General features: G+C 71.2%; 18 protein-coding genes. 5 read left to right on the forward strand and 13 right to left on the reverse strand.

The window, feature by feature from the left end; genetic code table 11:
* Positions 1–10: 10 nt before the first annotated feature.
* The 3 genes from AYO52_RS15710 to AYO52_RS15720 form a co-directional block, all read right to left on the reverse strand.
* The gene (locus tag AYO52_RS15710; RefSeq protein WP_253702239.1) at positions 11–1564 is read right to left on the reverse strand and encodes an HNH endonuclease signature motif containing protein; all 1554 of its coding nucleotides are present in this window, start codon (positions 1562–1564) and stop codon (positions 11–13) included.
* 221 nt (positions 1565–1785) lie between these two features.
* Positions 1786–2829, reverse strand: a complete 1044-nt coding sequence (gene fbaA / locus AYO52_RS15715) for a class II fructose-bisphosphate aldolase (RefSeq protein WP_067719407.1) — start codon at positions 2827–2829, stop codon at positions 1786–1788.
* 130 nt (positions 2830–2959) lie between these two features.
* Positions 2960–3955 carry an MsnO8 family LLM class oxidoreductase gene (locus tag AYO52_RS15720; RefSeq protein ID WP_067719560.1) on the reverse strand — a complete coding sequence of 332 codons (996 nt, stop codon included), beginning with the start codon at positions 3953–3955 and terminating at the stop codon, positions 2960–2962.
* Between the two features lie 137 nt (positions 3956–4092).
* Between AYO52_RS15720 and AYO52_RS15725 the strand changes: the two genes are divergently transcribed.
* Positions 4093–4728, forward strand: coding sequence for a DedA family protein (locus AYO52_RS15725; RefSeq protein ID WP_082924096.1), 636 nt, complete (start codon positions 4093–4095; stop codon positions 4726–4728).
* Between the two features lie 22 nt (positions 4729–4750).
* Here AYO52_RS15725 and AYO52_RS15730 read toward each other — a convergent pair whose 3' ends face one another.
* The 9 genes from AYO52_RS15730 to AYO52_RS15770 form a co-directional block, all read right to left on the reverse strand.
* Positions 4751–4942, reverse strand: coding sequence for a hypothetical protein (locus tag AYO52_RS15730; RefSeq protein ID WP_194307473.1), 192 nt, complete (start codon positions 4940–4942; stop codon positions 4751–4753).
* Positions 4939–5145 carry a helix-turn-helix transcriptional regulator gene (locus AYO52_RS15735; RefSeq protein WP_067719412.1) on the reverse strand — a complete coding sequence of 69 codons (207 nt, stop codon included), beginning with the start codon at positions 5143–5145 and terminating at the stop codon, positions 4939–4941. The genes AYO52_RS15730 and AYO52_RS15735 overlap by 4 nt, the downstream gene beginning before the upstream one ends.
* Positions 5145–5624, reverse strand: coding sequence for a DUF2975 domain-containing protein (locus AYO52_RS15740; RefSeq protein WP_067719415.1), 480 nt, complete (start codon positions 5622–5624; stop codon positions 5145–5147). The genes AYO52_RS15735 and AYO52_RS15740 overlap by 1 nt, the downstream gene beginning before the upstream one ends.
* Before the next feature lie 86 nt (positions 5625–5710).
* Positions 5711–6361 carry an RNA methyltransferase gene (locus AYO52_RS15745; protein ID WP_067719417.1) on the reverse strand — a complete coding sequence of 217 codons (651 nt, stop codon included), beginning with the start codon at positions 6359–6361 and terminating at the stop codon, positions 5711–5713.
* Entirely contained in the window at positions 6358–7200 is an 843-nt protein-coding gene (locus AYO52_RS15750; RefSeq protein WP_067719420.1) for an SDR family oxidoreductase, read from the reverse strand. Before AYO52_RS15750 ends, AYO52_RS15745 begins: the two co-directional genes overlap by 4 nt.
* Positions 7197–7958: a lysoplasmalogenase family protein gene (locus AYO52_RS15755; protein ID WP_067719567.1), complete on the reverse strand. Its 762-nt coding sequence runs from the start codon at positions 7956–7958 to the stop codon at positions 7197–7199. Before AYO52_RS15755 ends, AYO52_RS15750 begins: the two co-directional genes overlap by 4 nt.
* A gap of 5 nt (positions 7959–7963) precedes the next feature.
* Positions 7964–8521: an orotate phosphoribosyltransferase gene (gene pyrE / locus AYO52_RS15760; RefSeq protein WP_067719422.1), complete on the reverse strand. Its 558-nt coding sequence runs from the start codon at positions 8519–8521 to the stop codon at positions 7964–7966.
* Between the two features lie 150 nt (positions 8522–8671).
* Positions 8672–11011 (reverse strand): hypothetical protein, encoded by a 2340-nt coding sequence (locus AYO52_RS15765; protein ID WP_253702242.1) that lies wholly within the window; start codon positions 11009–11011, stop codon positions 8672–8674.
* Between the two features lie 103 nt (positions 11012–11114).
* Positions 11115–11999 (reverse strand): sulfurtransferase, encoded by an 885-nt coding sequence (locus AYO52_RS15770; protein ID WP_067719425.1) that lies wholly within the window; start codon positions 11997–11999, stop codon positions 11115–11117.
* Positions 12000–12182: 183 nt separating this feature from the next.
* On the opposite strand from AYO52_RS15770, the gene AYO52_RS18435 reads away from it, so the two are divergent.
* Both AYO52_RS18435 and AYO52_RS18440 read left to right on the forward strand, forming a co-directional pair.
* A complete protein-coding gene (locus AYO52_RS18435; protein ID WP_156523645.1) occupies positions 12183–12332 on the forward strand; it encodes a hypothetical protein in 150 nt (49 codons plus the stop codon).
* Between the two features lie 112 nt (positions 12333–12444).
* Complete coding sequence (locus AYO52_RS18440) at positions 12445–12582, forward strand: hypothetical protein (protein WP_156523646.1); 138 nt, start codon at positions 12445–12447, stop codon at positions 12580–12582.
* A gap of 215 nt (positions 12583–12797) precedes the next feature.
* Here the strand turns inward: AYO52_RS18440 and clpB are convergent, their stop codons facing one another.
* A complete protein-coding gene (clpB, locus tag AYO52_RS15775; RefSeq protein WP_067719428.1) occupies positions 12798–15350 on the reverse strand; it encodes an ATP-dependent chaperone ClpB in 2553 nt (850 codons plus the stop codon).
* Between the two features lie 271 nt (positions 15351–15621).
* Here clpB and AYO52_RS15780 point away from each other — a divergent pair, with 271 nt between their 5' ends.
* Positions 15622–16455, forward strand: a complete 834-nt coding sequence (locus AYO52_RS15780) for a hypothetical protein (RefSeq protein ID WP_067719432.1) — start codon at positions 15622–15624, stop codon at positions 16453–16455.
* A gap of 86 nt (positions 16456–16541) precedes the next feature.
* Complete coding sequence (locus AYO52_RS15785; protein WP_067719435.1) at positions 16542–16832, forward strand: hypothetical protein; 291 nt, start codon at positions 16542–16544, stop codon at positions 16830–16832.
* The last annotated feature ends 69 nt before the right edge of the window (positions 16833–16901 follow it).

Consider the following 16901-nt stretch of genomic DNA (forward strand, 5'->3'; position numbering starts at 1 on the left):
CCGCTGGCAGTCAGGCTGGCCGGGAACCGTCTCGGCCGGTGCGGTAGTCCCGCTCGATGCCGGGCGGATTGGTGAGGTGGCCGTCGTCGGCGATGAGACGGTCGACGTGTTGTCGCCATCGGTGGTCGAGAATCCGGTCGCGCGCCTGGGCCAGCGGCCCGTGTGGTGTGGTGCGGTGTTCGTGACCGGTCTCGGTGATGATGGTCAGCTCACCGAGCGGTCCGGGTCGGTAGGCGCAGTGCCCGAAGGTCTTCTCCCGATGGTGCTTGCGACACAGGCACACGAGGTTCCACTCGGCGGTGGGTCCGCCCAGGTCAGGTCGCTGATGATCGAAGGCGATGACATGGTCGATCTCACAGTCGTGGGCGTCGGCCGTGCACCCCGGGTGGCGGCACGTGCCGTCGCGGAGCCGGATTCGCTCGGCCAGCGCCGGGGTGATGAAGTACTTGAGCACCGCGTCCGGTGTGTCCTGGACACCCGGCTGCGGGTCGAGCATCTCGAACCTGACCCTGGAGTCGCCGCCGGACAGGAGCTCCTCACACAGCCAGTCGAAGCTCGAATAGGCGCCGTTCACGAACTGCACGCGGTTGGGCAGCCCCTGGGCGACGCTGTCGATGATCGAGATCCGGATGGGCTGCTCGGTGCCCCACGACGCTCCCAGCGGGGGCCTGTCGGCGGCGTCGGCGCGGGTGCCGGTAGTGGCATCGCACGCGCCCGCCGACTCTTCCGCGTCGTACAGGCTTGTGCCGATGTCGTTGGTCGTGGGGTCCCCGAGTGCGCACAGGGCGTCGGCGCGCAGTTGGTCGCGCGTGCGGGGGTGGCCCGACTCCGAGGCAGCGCGGGCGGCGGAGTCGATCCGGCGGCGGAGCTTCTCTGCATCCCCGCTGGGCAGCGAGGCCCACATGCTGGTCATGCCGTCGCGGGCCGGGCGGAACCGAACCGTCCGCTGGTCGACGGCGGCGTCCACGGCGTCGCCGGCGGCCTGTGGGTCATGACGCTCCCGGGACGCGTCGACCGCCGTGTCCAGGGCCGAGCGACTGGGCCGGTGGCCCCCGTCGAGGTCTCGGCTCAGGGCGCCGACGACGTCCGATTCCACCGCACCGATGATCGTGTCGGGCACCTCTGCCAGACGGCAGGCGGCGTCGATCGCCAACTGTTCGGGGAACAGTCCGCGTTCGATGGCCTTACGGAGACGCGGCAGACGCGTGTGGACCTGCACGCCGGCCGTGACCAGGCGCGAGGCATGCCACCCGGTCAGCGACATGGCCGCGGCCAGGTGGTCGCGCGCACGGTCAGTGGGTTCGAGTCGGGAGTAGGCGGGACGCGAGTCCCCGAAGGGCGGCGCATCCGCCGGCCCCGGGGAGCCCCTGTCGACACTCCCCATCGCCTGGACCAACAGGTGGGCCGCCTGCAGCCGGGTCGCCGCCGCCAGGTTCTGCGCCAGCGTCGCCGAGCGCGCCACCTCGCTCAGGGCCTCGGTGCCCAGGGTGTCGAGGGACTCCGGCACCGCGCGGAGCGCCCCGGCGAAAGCCGACCTCGTCGTCGTCCCCGTTTCCTCGCTCACCACCGCACCCCCTTCAGCGTCGCACCCGACTCGAACATACAAGCGATCTTACCGGCACCCTCCGCGTAGCACAAGGGTTCGATTCGGCGGCGAGAGGTCCACACACGACAGCGGCGCCCCTCCGGGTGGAGGAGCGCCGCTGATGGGGCGGTGTCAGGCCGCGATGAGATACGACCGGTCAGGCAGGCCGATCAGGCCGTGATCGATCAAGCAGCGTTCACTCACGCAGCGGCACCCTTGGACTTGCCTGCCGACTTCAGGTCGTTGCACGCCTCGACGACGCGCTCGGACATGGCCTGCTCGGCCTTCTTCAGGTAGGAACGCGGGTCGTAGACCTTCTTGTTGCCGACCTCGCCGTCGACCTTGAGGACGCCGTCGTAGTTGCCGAACATGTGCGCGGCGATCGGCCTGGTGAACGCGTACTGGGTGTCGGTGTCGACGTTCATCTTGATGACGCCGTAGGACAGCGCCTCCTCGATCTCGCTCTTAGCCGAACCCGAGCCGCCGTGGAAGACGAAGTCGAACGGCAGGTCACCGGCGTTGAGGCCCAGCTTCTCGACCGCGACGTCCTGGCCCATCTTCAGCACCTCGGGCTTGAGCTTGACGTTGCCCGGCTTGTACACGCCGTGGACGTTGCCGAAGGTCGCGGCCAGCAGGTAGCGCTGCCCGGTGTTGCCGGCGCCAAGCGCGTCGATGGTGGCCTCGAAGTCCTCACGGGAGGTGTAGAGCTTCTCGTTGATCTCGTTCTCGACGCCGTCCTCCTCGCCGCCGACGACGCCGATCTCGATCTCGAGGATCTGCTTGGCGTTTGCCGTCTTCTCGAGCAGCTCCTTGGCGATCTCCAGGTTGCGGTCGAGCGGGGTGGCCGAGCCGTCCCACATGTGGGACTGGAAGAGCGGGTTCTCGCCGCGGTCGACGCGCTCCTGCGAGATCTCGATGAGCGGCCGCACGAAGCCGTCGAGCTTGTCCTCGGGGCAGTGGTCGGTGTGCAGCGCGACGAGGACGTCGTACTTCGCCGCCACCACGTGCGCGAACTCGGCGAGCGCGACCGCGCCGGTGACCATGTCCTTGACGTTAAGGCCGGAGCCGAACTCGGAACCGCCGGTGGAGAACTGGATGATGCCATCGGACCCGGCATCGGCGAAGCCCTTGATGGCCGCGTTGATGGTCTCCGAGGACGTGCAGTTGATCGCCGGGTAGGCGAAGCCCTCGTTACGGGCCCGGTCGAGCATGTCCTTGTACTGTTCGGGAGTTGCGATGGGCATGTGGTCTCCTCCAGGGTTCTCGGCTGTGCGACGTGCGCATCTCGGGGCGCCGCACCCCTGTGGAGGTGGGCGCACACCCTCCAGCCTAGGCCAGCGTGACGACGCGCACCCGCGAGCCGTGCGGTGCCGGTCAGCCGGGGAGCAGTTCGGCCAGCGCCGCGTCGGCCCGGGCGAGGTCATCGCGGTCGAAAGTCGAGGTGGACGCCATGATCTCGTCGGCCCCGGTCCGCTCGACGAGCACGGCTAGTTCGCGTTCGACCTTCTCCGCGTCCCCCTGGACGGCCCCCGCCATCCAGTCCTCCACCCGGCGCAGCTGCTGCGGACGGAATCTGCGGTCCAGGATCTCCGCCGGGGACCGCAGCGGGCCGAACTCCCCGGTCTCCCGGGATTCCGCCATCGCCCACGCCTCCGGGAGGAGCAGCTGTCGCGCGGTCCCGGCCGAGTCGGCGACCATCACCTCCAGGCTCACCACCACGTAGGGCTCCGGCGTGGCCTCGCTCGGCCGGAACGTCTCGCGGTAGCTATCCAGGGGCGACGGGTCGGCGAGCAGCCTCGGTCCCCCGACCACGACGGGCAGCCCGGCCCGTGCAGCGACCTCCAGGCCCCGACCGGTCGCGAGCACGAACAACGGGGGCGGGGCCTCGACGACCGGCAGCGCGGTGACGGGCCCCCGACCGTGGAGGAAGTCCTGCACCGCGGTGATATCGCGGGCGAACGCGTCGGTGTCGTACTCGGCGACGCCGAGGGCCGCACGGACCGGTGCGGTGAACCCGAGCGAACGTCCCACCCCGAGGTCGATACGGCCCGGGTGCATCGCCTCGAGCATGGCGAACTGCTCGGCGACGATCAGCGGTCGATGGTTGGGCAGCATCACGCCCCCGGATCCGAGGCGGATACGGTCGGTGCGCGCGGCGGCGGCCGCGATCAACAGCGGCGGGCTCCCGCTGGCGATCCCGGGCACGGCGTGGTGCTCGGCCGTCCAGTAACGATGGAAGCCCAGGGCGTCGGCCCGCTCCGCGCGGGCCAGGGTGCCCTCGATCGCGGCGGCATGGGACTCGCCGACGCGGGTCCGGGACCTGTCCAGGAGACTGAGGCGGAGGGTGTCCGGCAGGTCGGTGGGGGCCACGACCACACCGTAGCGCCGGAAGTGATGTCGATCGCGGACACGGCCGGGCCCGGGGTCCGCGGGAGTATGATCCTCCGGTGAACACGCACCTCGTGGCCGAACAGGCACAGCAGGTCCTCGCCCTGGGCCCGGGCTTCATGGATCCCGAATTCTGGTTGTCCGGCGACGGACCGTTCGGCAACGCCATCCTCCCCGCGCTGCTCGCCGTGGTCTTCATCGAGTCCGGGCTGTTGTTCCCGTTCCTCCCCGGCGACTCACTGTTGTTCACGGCCGGCCTGCTCACGCAGCAGGACAGCCCGTTCGCGCCACTGTGGGTGGTGCTGGTGACCGCGCCGATCGCGGCGTTCCTCGGGGACCAGGTGGGGTACTTCATCGGCAACCGCTGGGGACATCACCTGCGGGAGCGGCCGGACGGGCGGTTCTTCAAGCAGGCCTACATCCACGAGGCCCACGAGTTCTTCGACAAGTGGGGCCCGGCGACGATCATCCTCTGCCGCTTCGTCCCGATCGTCCGGACGTACGCGCCGCTGGTCGCCGGCATGGCGGGGATGCGCTACCGGGTCTTCGTCTCGTTCAACGTGATCGGGGCCCTGCTGTGGGCTGCGGGCGTGACCGCGCTGGGCGCGTGGCTCGGCCAGTTCACCTTCATCAAGGAGCACATCGACCTGATCCTCATCGGCATCGTGCTGGTCTCGGTGCTGCCGATGGCGATCACCGCGGGCCCCAAGGTCGTCGACCGGATCCGCAACGGGCCCGCGGCACCGGCCATGTAGCGCGCCCTCCTGCCGCCGACGCCTAGTCCGGTCCGCGCTCCCCCGGCCCGCGCCAGCGCAGCGCGACGACCGCGGCACCGATCACCACGAGCACCCCGATCCCCTGCAGACCTGGGGAGTCGTCGGCCTCACCGAGGACGACCGCCGTCGCCCCCAGCGCGATTATGGCCAGCACTGCGGCCAGGACCAGCAGGAAGTGCACCCGGCGCTTCATTCCTCGACCCATTCGAGCAGGTCGCCGGGCTGGCATTCGAGCACCCGGCACATCGCCTCGAGCGTGCTGAACCGCACGGCCTTGGCCCGACCGTTCTTCAGCACCGAGACATTGGCGGGCGTCAATCCCACCCGCTCCGCGAACTCTCCGACGCTCATCTTGCGCTTGGCGAGTTCGACGTCGATCCGCACGATGATCGGCATCAAACCACCGTGTCCATCTCGGAGCGCAGGGAGGTCGCCTGCCGGAGGAGCGCGCGCATGACGACCATGAGCAGCGCGGCGACCGTGATGATGACGACGACGAGGAAGAGCAGTAGCGGCAGGCCGGGATCAGTCGCGTTGATGCCGACCAGCACGAGCACCACCACGAGCATCGCCCAGGCGGCGATGATCGCCCCCAGGATCACATCGACCCAGACCAGGGACCCGTCCGTGAAGATGCGGTCGGCCCTGACCATCGAGAGCAGCTTCCAGGTGGCCACCACCACGACCTGGATGCACACCACCCAGTAGATCGATACGGCCGTCAGCGGCCACCGCAGGTGCGCGTCGCCCGGTGACGTCTCGGCCATGTGCGCGAACTGCCCGGGCAGGGACATGGTCTGCAGCAGGACCAGTATCGCGAACAGCACCACCAGGCACACCCGCAACGGCAGGACCGCTCGTTTCTCGATATTCATACACCGAGTATGGACCTATACCTATCGCAAATCAATAGGTGCGGGAAACGGCGGGCGGGCGTCGCGGTGGGCGGGCGAGATGGCGATCAGGCCGGGGCGGCGTGTTCGCGGATCCAGGCGTGCATGGCGATCCCGGCGGCCACGCCGGCGTTGATCGAGCGGGTCGAGCCGAACTGTGCGATCGAGACGGTCTTCGCGGCCCGCAGGCGCGCGTCCTCGCTCACCCCGGGCCCCTCCTGTCCGAAGAGCAGGACGCAGTCGCGCGGCAGGCTCGCGGTCTCGAGAGGCTCGGCACCGGGGAGGTTGTCGACGGCGACGACCGGCAGCCCCTCGGAGCGGGCCCACTCCATGAGGGCGCCGACGTCGGCGTGGTGGCGCAGGTGCTGGTAGCGGTCGGTGACCATGGCCCCGCGTCGGTTCCAGCGGCGGCGGCCCACGATGTGCACCTCGGCGGCCAGGAAGGCGTTGGCGGTGCGCACGACGGTGCCGATGTTGGCGTCGTGGCCGAAGTTCTCGATGGCCACGTGGAAGGGGTGCCGACGGGTGTCGAGGTCGGCGACGATCGCCTCGCGGCGCCAGTAGCGGTAGCGGTCGACAACGTTGCGACGGTCGCCTGCGTCCAGGAGGTCGGAATCCCACCGGTCGCCGGCCGGGCGCGGCTCCCCGGGATGCTCGGTCTCCCACGGGCCGACGCCGACCGCGCCCTCGCCCCACTCGGTCGGGCCCGCCGCCGTCACGAGGTCAGGCGCTGATTGGACAGCTTGACGAGTCGGCTGGGGGCGACCTGCGAGGCCAGGTACATGGCGGTGGCCTGCTTCCCGACCGGCCGGTGGACCTCGCGGCCCAGCGCCCGGCGGATCCTGCCGAACACCCCGGAGGGCTCACGCGCCGTCTGCTCGGCCAGGTCGAGGATCTCGCCGGCGACGTCGCCCTCCGTGAGGCGCACGCCCATCGTGCGCATCCCGGTGGTGTTCACGCCCTCGAGCATTCCGGTGCCCACGTACAGCGGCCACACCGAGCACACCCGGATGCCGTGGCGGGCCCACTCCAGGTCCAGTGCCTCGGTGATCCCGCGGACCGCGAACTTGGTCGCCGAGTACGTCGCCATCTCGGCCTGGCCGTAGATCGCCGACGCCGAGCAGAGGTTCACCACGGTCGGGGTGGCGGACTTCTCCAGGAACGGGAACGCGGCGCGACAGCCGTAGAGCACCCCCTTGACGTTGACGTCCACCAGCGCGGCGTCCTGCTCGAAACTCGCGTCCATGAACGGAGTGCCGTAGAGCAGGCCGGCGTTGTTGACCAGCACGTCCAGCGCGCCACCGCTACGGGCGGCGAGCTCGGTGAGAGCGGCCTCCCACGCGGCGGGATCAGTGACGTCGAGCGAACCGGTGACGATCCGCTCGTCTCCCTCGGCCCACGCACAGGGCTGGAGGTCGTACGCGCCCACGAGGTAGCCGGCGTCGGCGAACCGGCGCGCGGTGGCCTCGCCGATCCCGCGGCCAGCGCCGGTGACCAGGACCGTACGGACCGTGCCGGTGGACGGCGTGCCGGGACCCTGTGCGCCCGCGGCGGTCACGACGCGCTCCCGGCGGTACGCGCCGCGGCGGCGGTACCGGTGAGCAGCAGGAGCGCCGCGGTGGCATAGGTGTCGATCACTCCGACGTCCAGCGCCCGGGCGAGTGCGGTCCCGCCCGCGGTCGTACGCCGGGCCAGGATTAACGCGTCGCTGAGCAGGAAGACCGGCCCGGCGACCGCCAGGACCGAGGCCGCCGGTCCGTGCGACCGGTCGACGGACGTGGCCAACGCGGACAGCGTGGCGAGCAGCCCGCCGTACGCGGCGAGCGGGGCGTTGGCGCGATCCTCCGTGAGCAGCACGGCGCCCGCGACGCCGGCGACGACACCGTGCACGGCGGACTGCACCGGCTTGAACCGCAGCCCCGACCGGAGCATGAGTCCGCCCAGGGCCAGGTGCCCCGCCCCGAACGCCGCCGCACCCGCGACGAGCCTCGACTTGGACCGGCTCGCGTGGCCGCCACCGAGCATGAGGATCACGTCGCCGGCGGTGTACGCCGCTCCGGTGGCCGACAGCAGCGCGGTGTCGACCGCGGAGAGCCGACCGTCGCGCAGCGCGATCGTCAGCGCCGCCGGCACGATCACCGGCTTGCACAGCTTCTCCAGCGCGCCGACCCCGGTGGCCTTGGCGATCTCCGTCCCCGCGGCGGCCGCGAGGAACGCGGGCCCCTCCGGGCGGGAGGTGTCGCCGAGTGCGCCCACCCGCTCCGTCAGCGCCTGCACCAGGCGATCGCGGAATGCCCTCGTCGTCGTCGCATCCATGCCGGTCACTCCAGTCCCAGGTCGGTCAGGCCCAGCAACGCGCGGTACTCCACGCCCTCGGCCCGGATCACGTCGTCGGCGCCGGTCGCGCGGTCCACCACGGTGGCCACGCCCACGACCTCGGCGCCCGCCTGGCGCAGGGCGGCCACGGCCGTGAGCGGCGAGTTCCCGGTGGTCGTGGTGTCCTCGACGACCAGGACGCGGCGACCGACGATGTCGGGGCCCTCGATGCGGCGCTGCATCCCGTGCTTCTTGGCCTCCTTGCGCACCACGAACGCGTCGATCGGCCGGCCGGGCGCGTGCATGATCGCCGTCGCCACCGGATCGGCGCCCAGCGTCAACCCGCCGACGGCGTCGAAGTCCCAGTCCGCGGTGAGCTCGCGCAGAAGTCGCCCGATCAACGGCGAGGCCTCGTGGTGCAGCGTGGCGCGGCGCAGGTCGACGTAGTAGTCGGCCTCGCGCCCCGAGGAGAGCGTGACGCGACCGTGGACGACGGCCAGCTCGGCGACCAGCTCGGACAGTCGCGTGCGGGCCTGGGCGCCGACGGTGACGGGATCGGTCATGGGACTCCTCGCGGGGACACGGTGTTCATTGACACCGTTGTGTGGTGGCACGGTGTGTGGTGACACGGTTGTGTGGTGGCACGGTGGGCGGAACGGCTGCCCCCGACTCTAGTCCGCCCCGGGAACGCGCCGACCCGCTGCGGCGCCGGGTCAGTCCCTGATGTCGGGCGGGAGCCGAAGCTTCGCGGTCTGCTCCACGTCCGGGTCGATGCGGGGACGCTCGCGGCCTGAGGCATCGTCCGCCTGCTCGCCGGCCTCGTGGCTGGGTCGCCCGTCCGCCTGCTCGCCGGCCTCGTGGCTGGGTCGCCCGTCGGCCTGCTCATCAGACTCCGCGTTCGGCTCCGCGTCCGGCTCCGCGTCCGGCTCCGCGTCCGGCTCCGCGCGCCGATGATGACGTCGCCCGCTCGACGGCGTCGCCCCCACCTTGGCCGCGAGGTCCGCGACCGTCAGCCGGCCCGACTCGCCCTCCTGGCTCTCCTCGGCGGCGTCGGCCCCGTGCCGGCCACCCGACGTGCGGTCGAGGTCGGAGCCACCGTCGATGCGGGCGGCGTCGAACCGCTCGACCTCGTCGCGGATCTCGTCCTCGTCGTCCTCCGAGCCGAGCGGCTTGATGCCGGCGGCGCCGGTCGCCGCGCCCGCGGCGAGCGGAGGGACCGACGCGTCCTCGGGGTAGGCCTGCCCGACACCGCGAGTCGGACGCGACAGCGGGGGCCTCGGCGCCAGGTGGTCGGCCGCCACGTCGCCGCGGGCCGGGACCGGCCCCGACGGCTCCATGATCTCGGCGAACGGGTCGGGTTCTTCGGCGGCGGGTTCCGCGGTCTGTGCTGGCCCGGCGGCGACAGCGGTGACGGGTTCATCTGCGGCCTGGTCGCCCGCAGCGCCGTGCTCGGTGTCGTCCGCGGTGTCGTCGGCGGGGTCCCCACGGTCGGCCACGACGGGCACGTCGGTCAGGTCGCGCGCCCCCCTGCGGTCGGGGACCAGTCGGAGGTGACCGGCCCGCCGGGGCTCGGGCGCCGGAGGCGACGTGCCCTCCTCAGGGGCGACGGCGGTGGCCACGCCGGCGACCCGGCCGGTGTCCGTGTCGGTGTCCGTGTCGGTGTCCGTGTCGGTGTCCTCGTCGTCGACGACGGCGAAGTCCTCCGGGTCGGGCAGCGCCGCCGTCGCCGGGGCGCCGTTCGTGCCGGTGCCGACCTCGCCGTCCATCCCGACGGTGGGGTCGGCCTCGGGGCCCGCCGCCGCGCCGGGCGCTCCGGGATCGATCTCGGAGGGCAACGCGCGGGCCCGCCCCCCGATCGGCGGGAACGGAGCCAGCACATCGGCAGCCCCGTGCAGTGCCATCACCACGTCATCCCAGGTGGAGGGGTCGTCGACGCCGTCGACCGTCGCCGCCACCCACTCGCCCTCGGCCCAGATGCGACGCACCCCGGCGGGCACCTCCCGAACGGCGTCGACCAGCCGATCGCGGTCGATGAGATCGAGACGGCCGTAGTCCGAGGTCCGGGCCTCCAGGGCGCCGACCTCGCCGGCGTCGTGGAAGCCGGGCTCGGCCTCGACGTCCGGGCGGCTCAGGTCGAGGACCACATCGGAGGCGGTGTCGCGGCGCAGCGCGAGGACGGTGCGTCCGCCGGTGACGCCCATGATCGCCCGGCGACCACGGAAGATCCCGTGGGACACGGTGCCCAGTGCGCTGAGTCCACCAGAGAAGTCCCCGTGCATGAACTCCGGCGCCGGAGTGGGGGTCGGGGCGAACTCCCGGTCCTCCAGCCAGCGCACGACCGGCGAATCCGCCAGCGGATCGGCGGGCGACTCCTCGACCGGCTCGAGCGCGGACGTACGCTGCCGACGCGCCGGCAGCAGTGCCCGGACCCGATCCAGCAGCCGCGGCGACGACTCCGCCGTGGGCTCGGCCGGATCGAGCGGGGCGGGCTCGGCGGGGCCATCGTCGGCGACGGGGCCCGTCGTGGCGACGGCGTCCGCGCTCGCGTCCGTGTCCGCGTCCGTGTCCGCGTCGGAGCGGTCACCGAAATCGGCCACCGCGTCCGGCCCTGCCTCGGCGTCGGCGTCCGAACCGTCGGCGCCATACGCCGCCGCGGTTGTCTCCACGACATCGCGCGGCGCGTCCCCCGTCGCCGGCTGCGCGCCCACCTCCGGCTCCGGGCCGCCCTCGGCCACCTCGCGCTCGATGTCGGACGCCTCGGACCGCTGGAACGGCGCGAGACGGGGCTCGCCCGCACGCTCGGCCGAGCCGGGATCCTGTCCCACCTCATCCGCAGGCGAGTCGTGGAGCGGGACCTCGTCGTCGTCTCGGTCGTCGCGGTCTCCGTGGTCGTCGTCCGGGGACTCCCCCTCCGGCGGCGAGTCGACAGCCGTCCGCCTCTCGCGACGGGCGCCGCCACCCGCGCCGCCTCCCCGCTGCTTGGCGTCCAGGCGCAGCAGGACGAGCGCCGCGGCGAGCAGCACGAGGGCTACGAGGAACCAGATCCAGACCATGCCCCCAAGGGTAGTCAGGGGCGGCGGTGTGCCCGGCCAGGCGCAGCGGCGCGTGGGGGCGCGGCCGGATGAGAGACGGGCGTGGGCGAGGCGCCGAGGGCGGTCAGCGGGGCTGCTCGCCGATCGAGACCGGCCGCTTCCGGTCCGCCGACCACGCTGACCACGAGCCCGGGAACAACCGACCCGCCTCGATCCCGGCGACCTCCATCGCCGCCAACGCGTGGCAGGCGTGGATGCCCGAACCGCAGTACACGACCGCGTCGGACCCACTGGTCACGCCCACCTCGGCGAACATGCGGCGGATCTGGTCGGCCGGCAGGAAGCGGCCGCGCTCGTCGAGGAAGTCCCCGGTGGGCATGTTCACCGCGCCCGGGATGTGTCCGGCGCGCGAGTCCATCGGCTCGGTGCGGCCCTCGTAGCGCTCCGGGGTGCGGGCGTCGATGAGCACGCCCCGCTCGGGCCACGTCCCGGTGTCGTCGATACCGACGGTGAGCATGTGGTCCAGATCGAAGGTGAAGTCGCCGCGCGAGACCGGGTTCCCGGGCCCCACGGCGAGGTCCTCACCCTCCGCGATCCACGCCTTGAGCCCACCGTCGAGCAGGTAGACGTCCTTCTTGCCGGCCCAGCGCATGAGCCACCAGGCGCGGGCGGCCGACGTGTTGCCGCAGTCGTCGTAGATCACCACGCGACTGTCGTCGTCGATCCCGACCCGGCGCATCGCGTCCTCGAAGTCCTCGGGCGACGGGAGCGGATGACGCCCCTCGCGGACGTTGCGCTGCCCCGCGAGGTCGCCGGGCAGGTCCAGGTACTGCGCGCCGGGGATGTGGCCCGACCAGTAGTGCTCCCGGCCGTTCGCGTCCCCGAGCTGCCAGCGCACATCGAGGATCACCGGGGGAGGCAGCGTGACGACGTCCTCGATCAGCTCACGCGCCGTGACGAGGAGGGGGCTGGCCTGGGTATCGGTGGCGGGGGCGGGTTCACTGGTCACGTGCCCAGGGTAGTCCTTTCGACGACGACGTGACTGATCGGCAAGACGTACTTTCCGTCACCCCGTACGCCTTGTAACACCTCCCACGGTTTTGTGACACCGATCACACTATGATAGTTTGTTCACCGACCTGTTAGCCGGTGCGTGCAGAGCGCACGCACCTCGACTCCGAAGGAGACGGATATGGGTTCTCTCACCGCATCAGCGGAAGCAATGATGCCGGACGGCCTCAACGACCTGCTGGCCGTAATGGGCGGCATCGACGGCCTGGTCGGCGCATTCCTGGGCTCGCTCGGTGATCTGATCGGCGTGGGCGCCGAGGCGGCCGGCTGAGCGCGAGGCCGCACTCCAACCCGGACCTGCCACGGTCCGACCCCACTCTCACTCACCACAGAAGGGAAACCCCATGCTATTCGGATCAGTCGAGAACGTTTTCGAGGCGTTCGTGAGCGTCGTCGAGGCGGTGGGCGGCTCGCTCGGCACCGTGCTCGGCACCGGTACCGGAAGCGGCGCCGGGCTGTTGAGCAACGTGTTCGAAGCCATCTACGCAGGCAGCGGCGCGGAGATCGAAGGCGTGCTCTGAGCCCGCCCCCAATTCGTCAGGGCCCCCGCCACACGGTGGGGGCCCTGACGCCGGTCGACAGGGATCGAGTCGCATAGGCCGAACCGCATTACGGCACCGCGCAACCGTCACTGTTGCCCGGCGCGGAAAATAGAGCAGGCCCGAGCACCCCGGCGGGGTGCTCGGGCCTGCTCTATGGCGGTGCCCTCCGCTGGCCGACCGAGCCGAGCCGGCCGTCAGCCGACGGTCAGTGACTCGCCGTCCTCCGCCAGCGAGACCGTGACGGTGTCGCCGTCGCGGATGTCGCCGCCGAGCAGTGCCCGGGCGAGCTGGTCGCCGATCGCCTGCTGCACCAGCCTGCGTAGCGGGCGGGCGCCGTAGGCCGGGTCGTACCCGCGCCGGGCGAGCCACCCCTTGGCGGCATCGTCGACCTGCAGGACCAGTCGCCGACCCTTGAGGCGCCGCGCGAGCTCGTCGATCTGGATGTCGACGATCGACTCGAGCTGCTCCTCGCTGAGCGCGTCGAACATCACGACGTCGTCGAGACGGTTGATGAACTCCGGCTTGAAGGCCCTCTTCACGGCGTCCATCATCTGCTCCCGCGATCCGCCCGCGCCCAGGTTGGAGGTGAGTACCAGGATCGTGTTGCGGAAGTCGACCGTGCGCCCCTGCCCGTCGGTGAGGCGACCGTCGTCGAGCACCTGCAGGAGAATGTCGAAGACATCCGGGTGCGCCTTCTCGACCTCGTCGAGCAGGACGATCGTGTACGGCCTGCGCCGCACCGCCTCGGTGAGCTGCCCGCCGGACTCGTAGCCGACGTAGCCCGGAGGGGCACCGACGAGCCGCGAGACGCTGTGCTTCTCGGAGTACTCGCTCATGTCGATCCGGACCATCGCCCGCTCGTCGTCGAACAGGAACTCCGCGAGCGCCTTGGCCAACTCGGTCTTGCCCACGCCCGTCGGGCCGAGGAACAGGAACGACCCGGTCGGCCGGTCGGGATCGGCGACCCCGGCGCGCGCCCGGCGGACCGCGTCGGACACGGCCCGGACGGCCTCGCCCTGGCCGACGACGCGGCGGCCGATCTCGTCCTCCATGCGCAGCAGCTTCTCGGTCTCGCCCTCGAGCATCTTGCCCACGGGGATACCGGTCCAGGCGGAGACGACCTCGGCGACGTCCTCCGGACCGACCTCCTCCTTGAGCATCGCGCCGGCCGCGGCCTCGGACTCTTCAGCCTCTGCGAGTTGCTTCTCCAGCTCCGGCAGCCGGCCGTAGCGGATCTCGGCCACCCGGGCGTAGTCGCCGTCGCGCTCGGCCTTCTCGGACTCGGTGCGCAGGGCGTCGAGCTCCTCCTTGATGAGCTGCACACCCTGGATGGCGGTCTTCTCGTTCTGCCAGCGGGCGGTGAGCTCGGCGAGCTTCTCCTTGGCGTCGGCCAGCTCGGCCTGCAGGGCCACCAGTCGATCCTTGGACGCCGCGTCGGTCTCCTTCTGCAGCGCCACCTCCTCGATCTCGAGCCGGCGGACGATCCGCTCGGCGGCGTCGATCTCCTCGGGCCGCGAGTCGATCTCCATCTTGAGGCGGCTGGCGGCCTCGTCGACGAGGTCGATCGCCTTGTCCGGCAGGAACCGCTGCGTGATGTAGCGATCCGAGAGCGCGGCGGCGGAGACCAGGGCGGAGTCGGTGATGCGCACACCGTGGTGCACCTCGTACCGCTCCTTGAGGCCGCGGAGGATCCCCACGGTGTCCTCGACGCTCGGCTCGCCCACGTACACCTGCTGGAAGCGGCGCTCCAGGGCCGCGTCCTTCTCGATGTACTTGCGGTACTCGTCGAGGGTCGTGGCGCCGACCAGTCGCAGCTCACCACGGGCGAGCATCGGCTTGATCATGTTGCCGGCGTCCATCGAGCCCTCGCCGGTCGCTCCCGCGCCGACGATCGTGTGGATCTCGTCGATGAACGTGATGATCTGCCCCTCCGCCGCCGTGATCTCGTCGAGCACCGCCTTGAGGCGCTCCTCGAACTCGCCGCGGTACTTCGCGCCGGCGACCATCGACCCCAGGTCGAGCGAGAGCAGGGTCTTGCCCTTGAGGGACTCGGGGACGTCGCCCGCGATGATGCGACGGGCCAGCCCCTCGACGATGGCGGTCTTGCCGACCCCGGGCTCGCCGATGAGCACCGGGTTGTTCTTCGTGCGGCGGGAGAGGACCTGGACGACGCGCCGGATCTCGGAGTCGCGCCCGATCACCGGGTCGATCTTGCCCTCGCGGGCACGGGCGGTGAGGTCCGTGGCGTACTTCTCGAGAGCCTGATACTGGTCCTCGGGGTTCTCCGTGGTCACGCGCGTGTTCCCGCGGACCGCCGTGAACGCCGCCTTCAGGGCGTCCTCGGTGGCACCGAGCTCGGTGAGGAGCTTGGCCGCGTCGCCACCGGTGTGACCGGCCGCGATCCCGACGAGGACGTGTTCGGTGGAGACGTAGTCGTCGCCCATCTCCGCCGCGAGGGTCTGGGAGTAATTGATGACGGCGAGGGCGTCCCGGTTGAAGTTGGGGGCCGCGAGCCCCGAGCCGGACGCCTTGGGGTAGCCGCCGACGAGGCCCTTCGCCTGGGTCAGGGCGAGCTGCGGGTCCACCCCGCAGGCCTGGAGGAGGGGACCCGCGATCCCGTCCTGTTGTTCGAGCAGGGCCACGAGCAGGTGGCCCGGACGCACATCCGGGTTACCCGCCGCGGAGGCGGCTTGGACTGCGGCCGACAGAGCCGCCTGGGTCTTGGTCGTGGGGTTGAACTGGCTCATCGACCGGTCCTTTCTTCGACGTATTGTTGAGCGTACTGGAATCAATACCGGTTCCGTTTCGGCCGGACGCCTCGTACAACCTCCGCCTCCTTGAGTCTATTCCGCTCAAGTAGAACGCCCGGATGTGAACGTCGTCACGATATAAGTACATTCTTAGACCTCTGGCGGCCCCCCTCGACCGTCGCCCCCTCAACCCCCCAGGTAGAACTCGTGACCGACGTGCCCTTCCCCTCCCCTGTCCTGTCGACTGCGGATAGCAACCGGTAGCGCCATGGATTACTACAGTCCCCTGGCCCGCGCGACCAGGATCGCCATCTACGTCCTGGCGGTCACCGTCCCGGTGGTGATCGCCCTCGCGGTGGTCGGCACGACCCCGTACCTACTGGACAAGGTTCCAGAACGGCACCGCGACACGGTCGCGGCGATCGGAGAGGGCGCGGTCCGGCTCTCCGGTGGCAACGGCGGGATCTTCCGCGCCGGCGACGCCCGCGCGGTAGACACCACGATCCCCGGTGCTCCGGTGCCGCTGCGCGGGGAATGGTCGCCGCGACGCCCGGAGGATTTCCCGCCGCCGGCCGGGCTCGTCGAGGGCGTCGACTACGCCGTCGAGACCACCGACGACGGGTACCTGGCCCACTGGCCGTGTGAGCAGGAGATCCCGGTGCGTTCTTTCGATGGCCCACCTGGAAGCGAGACCGACCTGGCCTGGGCGGTCGATACGCTCGCCTTCTCCAGCGGGCTACCACTGCGCTATACCGGGCCGGGCGCTCCCGGCGAAAAGGAGGCGGAGGGGGCCATCTCCGTCACCTATGGCGATCACCCCGACTTCCACGGAACGGACGTCGCCGGCGTCGGGGGCGTTGCGATCTGGCCGCGCGGCCTGGTGCTGCAGGGCTCGGTGACCCTCCGCCGCGAGCACATCAGCCCTCTCGCGGGCGACGCCTGGACCCGCAGCCTGACCCTGCACGAGCTTATGCACGCACTCGGGGTCACCCACGCGGTGCCGTACGGACCCGAGGTCATGGCGGAGCGCCCGGGCCACCAACCCCAGGTTCTCCTCGGCTACGGCGACCGGTTCGCGCTGCACATGGTCGGGTGCCACTGAGCCCGGGCATCGCCCGAACGAGGAATGCCGCCGACCCCGCGGGCCTACGCTCGCCTCATCTGACGACACCATCCCCGGAGGTTCCCATGTCCACCCGTCCCCGCCCCGCGGCACTGGCCGCCGCCACCGCCCTCGCCCTCGCCGCGCTGACCGGCTGCGGTGCGATGGACCCGAACAAGGGAGGAGACACCACCTGTGGCGACTACATGGAGATGGCGCCCGAGGACCAGCGCGAGGTGATCACCACCTTCCTCGATGAGAAGGGGCAGTCCGATCCCGCCGGCATGGAGGTCACGCTCAACCGGGAGGCGGCCAAGCTGTACTGCAGCACCGTGGGGCAGACCAGCGATCCGATCCGCAACGCCCAGACCGGGTGACCCCTGAGCATCTCACCCCGTACCCCCACCCGGCCGGAGTCGACACCCAGCCCGCTGCTCGACCGCTAC

The organism is Dietzia sp. 111N12-1, assembly GCF_001658045.1.
Classification (GTDB): domain Bacteria; phylum Actinomycetota; class Actinomycetes; order Mycobacteriales; family Mycobacteriaceae; genus Dietzia; species Dietzia kunjamensis.